Source organism: Streptomyces sp. NPDC019224 (assembly GCF_040632605.1).
Lineage (GTDB): Bacteria > Actinomycetota > Actinomycetes > Streptomycetales > Streptomycetaceae > Streptomyces.
This window is the reverse complement of sequence record NZ_JBEYCF010000101.1, coordinates 1-5,396: the sequence shown is the minus strand read 5'-3', so window position 1 is coordinate 5,396 and position 5,396 is coordinate 1. Positions and strand designations below refer to the sequence as shown.

The 5,396-nt window shown below is 73.6% G+C and carries 6 protein-coding genes; 4 read left to right on the top strand and 2 right to left on the bottom strand.

Going from position 1 to position 5,396, the window contains the following annotated elements; all coding sequences use genetic code 11:
- Positions 1-100: 100 nt before the first annotated feature.
- On the bottom strand, positions 101-427 hold the full coding sequence (locus ABZ564_RS32570; protein ID WP_360863096.1) for a plasmid stabilization protein: 327 nt from the start codon (positions 425-427) through the stop codon (positions 101-103).
- Between the two features lie 394 nt (positions 428-821).
- On the opposite strand from ABZ564_RS32570, the gene ABZ564_RS32565 reads away from it, so the two are divergent.
- From ABZ564_RS32565 to ABZ564_RS32555, 3 genes are read left to right on the top strand one after another with little or no spacing between them, the layout of a single operon-like run.
- Positions 822-1,472, top strand: a complete 651-nt coding sequence (locus ABZ564_RS32565) for a hypothetical protein (RefSeq protein WP_360863094.1) — start codon at positions 822-824, stop codon at positions 1,470-1,472.
- On the top strand, positions 1,469-2,353 hold the full coding sequence (gene ligD, locus ABZ564_RS32560; RefSeq protein ID WP_360863093.1) for a non-homologous end-joining DNA ligase: 885 nt from the start codon (positions 1,469-1,471) through the stop codon (positions 2,351-2,353). The genes ABZ564_RS32565 and ligD overlap by 4 nt, the downstream gene beginning before the upstream one ends.
- A 24-nt stretch (positions 2,354-2,377) precedes the next feature.
- On the top strand, positions 2,378-2,986 hold the full coding sequence (locus ABZ564_RS32555) for an endonuclease (RefSeq protein ID WP_360863091.1): 609 nt from the start codon (positions 2,378-2,380) through the stop codon (positions 2,984-2,986).
- 12 nt (positions 2,987-2,998) lie between these two features.
- Here ABZ564_RS32555 and ABZ564_RS32550 read toward each other — a convergent pair whose 3' ends face one another.
- Positions 2,999-4,393, bottom strand: coding sequence for a hypothetical protein (locus tag ABZ564_RS32550; protein WP_360863090.1), 1,395 nt, complete (start codon positions 4,391-4,393; stop codon positions 2,999-3,001).
- 144 nt (positions 4,394-4,537) lie between these two features.
- On the opposite strand from ABZ564_RS32550, the gene ABZ564_RS32545 reads away from it, so the two are divergent.
- A partial coding sequence (locus ABZ564_RS32545) for a transposase (RefSeq protein WP_360863088.1) occupies positions 4,538-5,396 on the top strand: 859 nt, incomplete at its 3' end.

The window sequence follows — 5,396 nt, the reverse complement described above, 5'->3', positions numbered from 1 at the left end:
GTTCCACTGGGTGCGGACGGCCGGGGAAGTGGTCTCGCTTCGGGGCGCGAGGCTCGGTCGTGGGCCCTCAGAAGGCGCGTTTCGGCCACGCCCTCGTGGTTCAGCGGCTGACGGCCTTCAGGAGCTGCTCCTTGGTCATCGTGGAGCGGCCCTCGATGTTCTTCTTCTTCGCCTCTTCGTACAGCTGGTCCTTCGTGCGGCCCTGCGCGCCCTTGTGCGAGCGCTCACCGCCGCGCTCGGAGGCGGACTTGGGGTCGTGCGTGGACGTCCTGCTCGTCGACTTCGCCTCACCGGAACGGGCACGCTCCTTGTTCACGGTGCGGGCGGCGATCTCCTCGGCACGCTTCTCGGACGTGCCGCGCTTCTCGGCGCTCTCCTTCACATGCTCGTACTGACGCTCACGCTTGGGGCTCGATCCTGCCGGCATGACGCTCTCCTCCTCGTTCTCGTCCCCGCCCTCGGGCCGGGGTCTCCACCCGGGTTGCCGGGGGGCCACGTCCGAAACATGGCACCGCCGCAGTGGGTACGCCCACCGGGTCGCGCGCTCGGGTGATGTCCCGGGCGGTCCGTACGCCCGGCCGACCGGTTCCGCAGGGCCGATCGGGGGGCGGTCGCCGGGATGCCTGCAAGTGAACCCGCCGACTTCGGGTAACGGGGTTCGTACGTGGCCGGCCCACCCGGGTGCGACGGCCGGACGGCGAGGAGGAACGGATGGCCGGGGGAGGGGACGCCCCGGCGGACGGGCAGCACGGCACAGATGCGGACCCGGCGCCCTGCGCCGGTACCGAAGCACCACGCACCACCGGAGAGGAGAGGAACACATGGCGGCCAAGGTCTCCGACTACGTCCCGCAGCGCCTGTGCGAGGGGGAGGTCGACCACGTCTTCGCCTACGCGGACGCCTCCCTCATCGACCGGATGGAGACCGCCGTCGACGTCGCCCCCCCCGGGCCCCGGAGGCCCGCCTCCTGGACCTGCCCCCTCACCCGGCTGTTCGGCGCGAGCACCCGGGAGGTCCCCGTCCACGGCAGTGGCGGCTTCACCCCCGTACGACGCCGCACAGCAGCACCGGAAGCTGCGCGGCTGGGCGCGGACCCGGGGCACCCCACGCGTCAAGGTCAAGGCCGGCGAGTCCTGGTGCCCCGAAACCCCCGTCCGTCTCGCCGCACCGGCCTCGTCCCAAGGAGAACAGCTGTGAGCCAGAGCGCCGTCATCACAGGAGCGAGCGCCGGAATCGGCCGGCCGCATCCCGTCCCTCCGGTCCACCGGCCGGAGGTGGCCGTGGCCGCCGACGCGGTGCTGTACGCCGCCGACCACGGCGCACACGGCACCTTCGACCACGAGTCCCACCGGCGCGACCCACAGTTGTGGGCCTCCCGGCACCCGGCCCGCACCGCCGCCTTGGTGGCGGGGGCCCTCTCCGGCGCCACGGCCCCGGGTCTGCGCGCGGCCAGGGCCGGTGAGCGCACATGACAGCACGGAAGACCCCGGAGATCAGCCGCCCGGAGAAGGTCCTCTTCCCGGACGCCGGCATCACCAAGGCCGAACTCGCCGACTACTACCGCACGGTGGCCCGGCGGATGCTGCCCCACCTGCGGGACCGGCCCCTCATGCTCGAACGCTTCCCCGACGGAATCGGCGGCCACGGCTTCATGCAGAAGGACGTGCCGGACTACTTCCCCGACTGGGTCCACCGCGCCGAACTCCCCAAGGAGGACGGCACCGTCACCTACCCGCTCGCCGACGACACCGCGACGCTGGTGTACCTCGCCGGACAGGCGTGCGTCACCCCGCACCGCTTCCTCTCCCGCGCCGACCGGCCCCACCACCCGGACCGGATGGTGTTCGACCTCGACCCGCCCGGCGACGACTTCGCCCCGGTCCGCGAAGCGGCTCTCGGCCTGCACGGACTCCTCGAAGAGCTGGAACTGCCGTCCCTCGTCATGACCACGGGATCGCGCGGCCTGCACGTGGTGGTGGCGCTCGACCGCCGGGACGACTTCGACGACGTACGGGCGCTCGCCCGCGCGGTCGCCGACGCGCTCGTCGCCCGCGAACCCGGCCGCTTCACCACCGAGGCCAGGAAGAAGGCCCGCGAGGGCCGCCTCTACCTCGACATCCAGCGCAACGCGTACGCCCAGACCGCCGTCACGCCCTACGCGGTCCGGGCGCGGCCCGGGGCACCCGTCGCCGCGCCGCTGGCCTGGGAGGACATCGAGGACCCGGCGCTCGACGCCCGGCGCTGGACCCTGCGCGACGCCGAGGCCCTCCTCGACCGGGACCCCTGGCACCGGCCCCCACGCCCCCGCTCCCTCGGCAGGGCCCGCACCCTGCTCGACGCGCTGACCGCGTAGAACCGACCCCCGACGGAGACCACCATGTCCGGAGCGACGACCGTGCACGACCTGCTGGACGAGCACGGGCAGACGTACGCCGAGGAAGCCGGCATCCGGCTGCGCGATACGCCCATGCCGCTCTACCAGCTGCTGACGCTGTGCGTGCTGCTCTCGGTCCGCATCAAGGCCGACATCGCGGTGGCCGCCGCCCGGGAACTCTTCGGCGCCGGGATGCGCACACCCCGCGCGATGGCGGACGCCTCCTGGCAGGACCGGGTCGACGCGCTGGGCCGCGCCCACTACCGCCGTTACGACGAGAGCACCGCCACCGCGCTCGGCGAGGGCGCGCAGCTCGCACTCGACCGGTACCACGGCGACCTGCGCCGGCTGCGCGAGGAGGCCGGCGGGGACCCGGAGAAGCTGCGCGGACTGCTGCGGGAGTTTCCCCGGATCGGCCCTGTGGGAGCCGACATCTTCAGCCGCGAGGCACAGGGCGTGTGGCCCGAACTGCGGCCGGCGTTCGACAAGCGGGCTCAGGACGCCGCAGCGGGACGCGGACTGCCGCGCTCCCCGGAGAAGCTGGCCGCCCTCGTCGGCGACGAGGACCTGCCCCGGCTGGCGGCCGCGCTGGTCCGGGCCGGGCTGGAATGACCGGACCTGCCGTCACCACCCGGTCCAGAGCAGGTGGTTGACCGCCAGGGCCACCACCGCCTGAGCGGCCAGCCAGCCCCTTCGGCCCCGGCCGGGCAGGAGTGCCGCCGCAGGCAGCAGCCAGAGCATGAACGGCTGCCAGATGCGCTCGGTCTCCGCCTTGCTCATCCCCGACAGATCGGCCGCGAGCAGCACCAGCAGCGCCACCAGCACCAGCGGGACCAACCGGTCCGGCGCGCTCGCGTCCCCGGCGCGCAGTGCCCGTACGGCACCCGGCGCGCCCGCGAAAGTGCGGCGCAGCCCGGCGACCGTCGCCGGGCCCACGGCGATCACGGTGCAGGCGAGGTTCCCCCACACCCAGTAGGAGTACGGCCGGAACCCGCCCGCCCCCTGGCGGTAGCGCTCGACGAGCAGGTGGTACGCCTCCCACCAGTTGAAGCCCGCCGCTGTGAAGACGGCCGGGACCACCAGGGCGCCCAGCACCGCGAGGGGCAGCGGCCGTACGGTGCGGGCCAGGACGAGGACGGTCAGCAGCAGGGGCAGGATCAGCGTCAGGCCGTAACTCAGGTAGCAGACCAGACCGTAGAGGAGCCCCGCGCCCAGTGCGGCGGACGCCGGAGCGCGCACCGTACGCGTCGCCGCCAGGGCCAGCAGGGCGACGGACCACGCGGCCACCGCCGTGAAGTAGCCGTCCGCCGAGGTGCCGGCCCAGACGGCGACCGGTGCCAGGACGAGGAACGGCGCGGCGCGGCGGGCGATGTCTTCGCCGGCCAGGGCGCGGACCGTGACCAGGGCGGCCACCAGGGCGGACGCGCCGGTCAGGATGCACCAGACTCCGGCCCACGCGCCGCCGCCGAGCCCGGCCCGGTCCAGGAGCACGAAGGTGAGGGTGGCGCCCGGTGGGTGACCGGCGACATGGGCCGGCCAGTTGCCGGGCGGGCCGATCAGGATGTGCTCGTCGAACGTGCGCAGCGCGGCGCCGATGTCGTCGAAGCGGCCGATGACCCGCAGGTACTCGTGTTTCGTGGTCAGGCGCTCGGCGACGCCGCGGCCCCAGCCGTCGATCAGCGCGAGCGAGAAGACCCAGGCGAGCGAGGCGGCGTAGCAGCTCGGAAGCAGGGCCCGCCAACGCAGCCGCCGGGCGAGGAGCGGCCCGTACGCGACCACGGCGGCCGCGACGACGGGAGCGGCCACCGTTCCCGGACCCGCATGCGGGTACCAGGACGCCAGGAGCGGCGGCCAGTGCACGTACAGCGTGCGCTCGAAGTCCTCGACGGCCCGGCCTCCCAGGGCGGCGGCGAGCACGAGCCCGACGCCCGCGGCAGCGGCGGCCAGATCCCAGCGGCGCCCGGAGCGCGGGGCGGGGATCGGCTCGGTGGTGTGCTCGGTGCGGTCCTCGGTCTTCACCTTGATTCTCCCGGGATGCCGCGTCCTTCAGGGCGGGGAGGAATGGGTCCCTGAAGCGGAGCCGCGAAGCGGCGGAGTTCGCTGCACATTGGTTCTGACCTGCACTCTCTTTCGTTGTCAGTGGGGGCTGTTAGGTTGCGGATCATGGCGACTGCAGCGGTGGCTGGGCGGGGTTCCGGGCTTGCCCGGTACACCTTCCGGCTGCGTGTGTCGTCGACGGCGCTCGCCCGGCTGGAGGGTGAGTGGGCGCGGTGTCGGTGGGTGTGGAACGAATGCGTGGCCATGTCCCGCAAGGTCCACGCCGCCAATCGCGATGCCGTCGAGAAGACGACGTGCGGTCCGGGCCGGCTCGACAGGCTGCTGACCGAGGCCCGGCAGTCGATGTCCTGGCTGCGCGCGGGTGCATCGGTGCCGCAGCAGCAGACCATCCGTGACTTCGCCACGTCCCGGGCCAAGGCGGTCAAGGACATCAAGGCAAAGCTGCCGGTGCGGCGGCGGGCCGGGATGCCCCGCATCAAGCGGAAGCGGGACGCGCGGCCCACGCTGAACTACACCCGGCGCGGCTTCCGCCTCAAGGACGGCCGCCTGCACCTCGCGGGCGGCATCGCCCTGACGGTCGTCCGGTCCCGCGACCTGCCCGCCGCCCCCTCCTCGGTGCGGGTGTACCAGGACAGTCCGGGGCACTGGTACGCCTCGTTCGTCGTCACCACCGAACCCGACCCGCTCCCCACCACCGGGCGCGTGCTCGGCGTGGACTGGGGCGCGAAGGAGACCGCCACCACCACATCCGACGCCCACGACCTGCCCCACCCCGGGCACGGGAAGAGCGCGGCGCGGAAGCTGGGCCGTTATCAGCGGATGATGGCCCGCCGTCGCCCCGCCAAGGGCAGGGCCGCGTCCAAGGGCTGCCGCACCGCCCGGCGGCAGGCCGCGAAGCTGCACAAGAAGGTGGCCCGGCAGCGGCAGGACACCGCCCGCAAGTGGGCCAAGGCGGTGGTCCGCG

Coding starts and splice junctions, on each gene's coding strand:
- ABZ564_RS32565 (WP_360863094.1), top strand. CDS start 822: ATGGCGGCCAAGGTCTCCGACTACGTCCCGCAGCGCCTGTGCGAGGGG.
- ABZ564_RS32555 (WP_360863091.1), top strand. CDS start 2,378: ATGTCCGGAGCGACGACCGTGCACGACCTGCTGGACGAGCACGGGCAG.
- ligD (WP_360863093.1), top strand. CDS start 1,469: ATGACAGCACGGAAGACCCCGGAGATCAGCCGCCCGGAGAAGGTCCTC.
- ABZ564_RS32570 (WP_360863096.1), bottom strand. CDS start 427: ATGCCGGCAGGATCGAGCCCCAAGCGTGAGCGTCAGTACGAGCATGTG.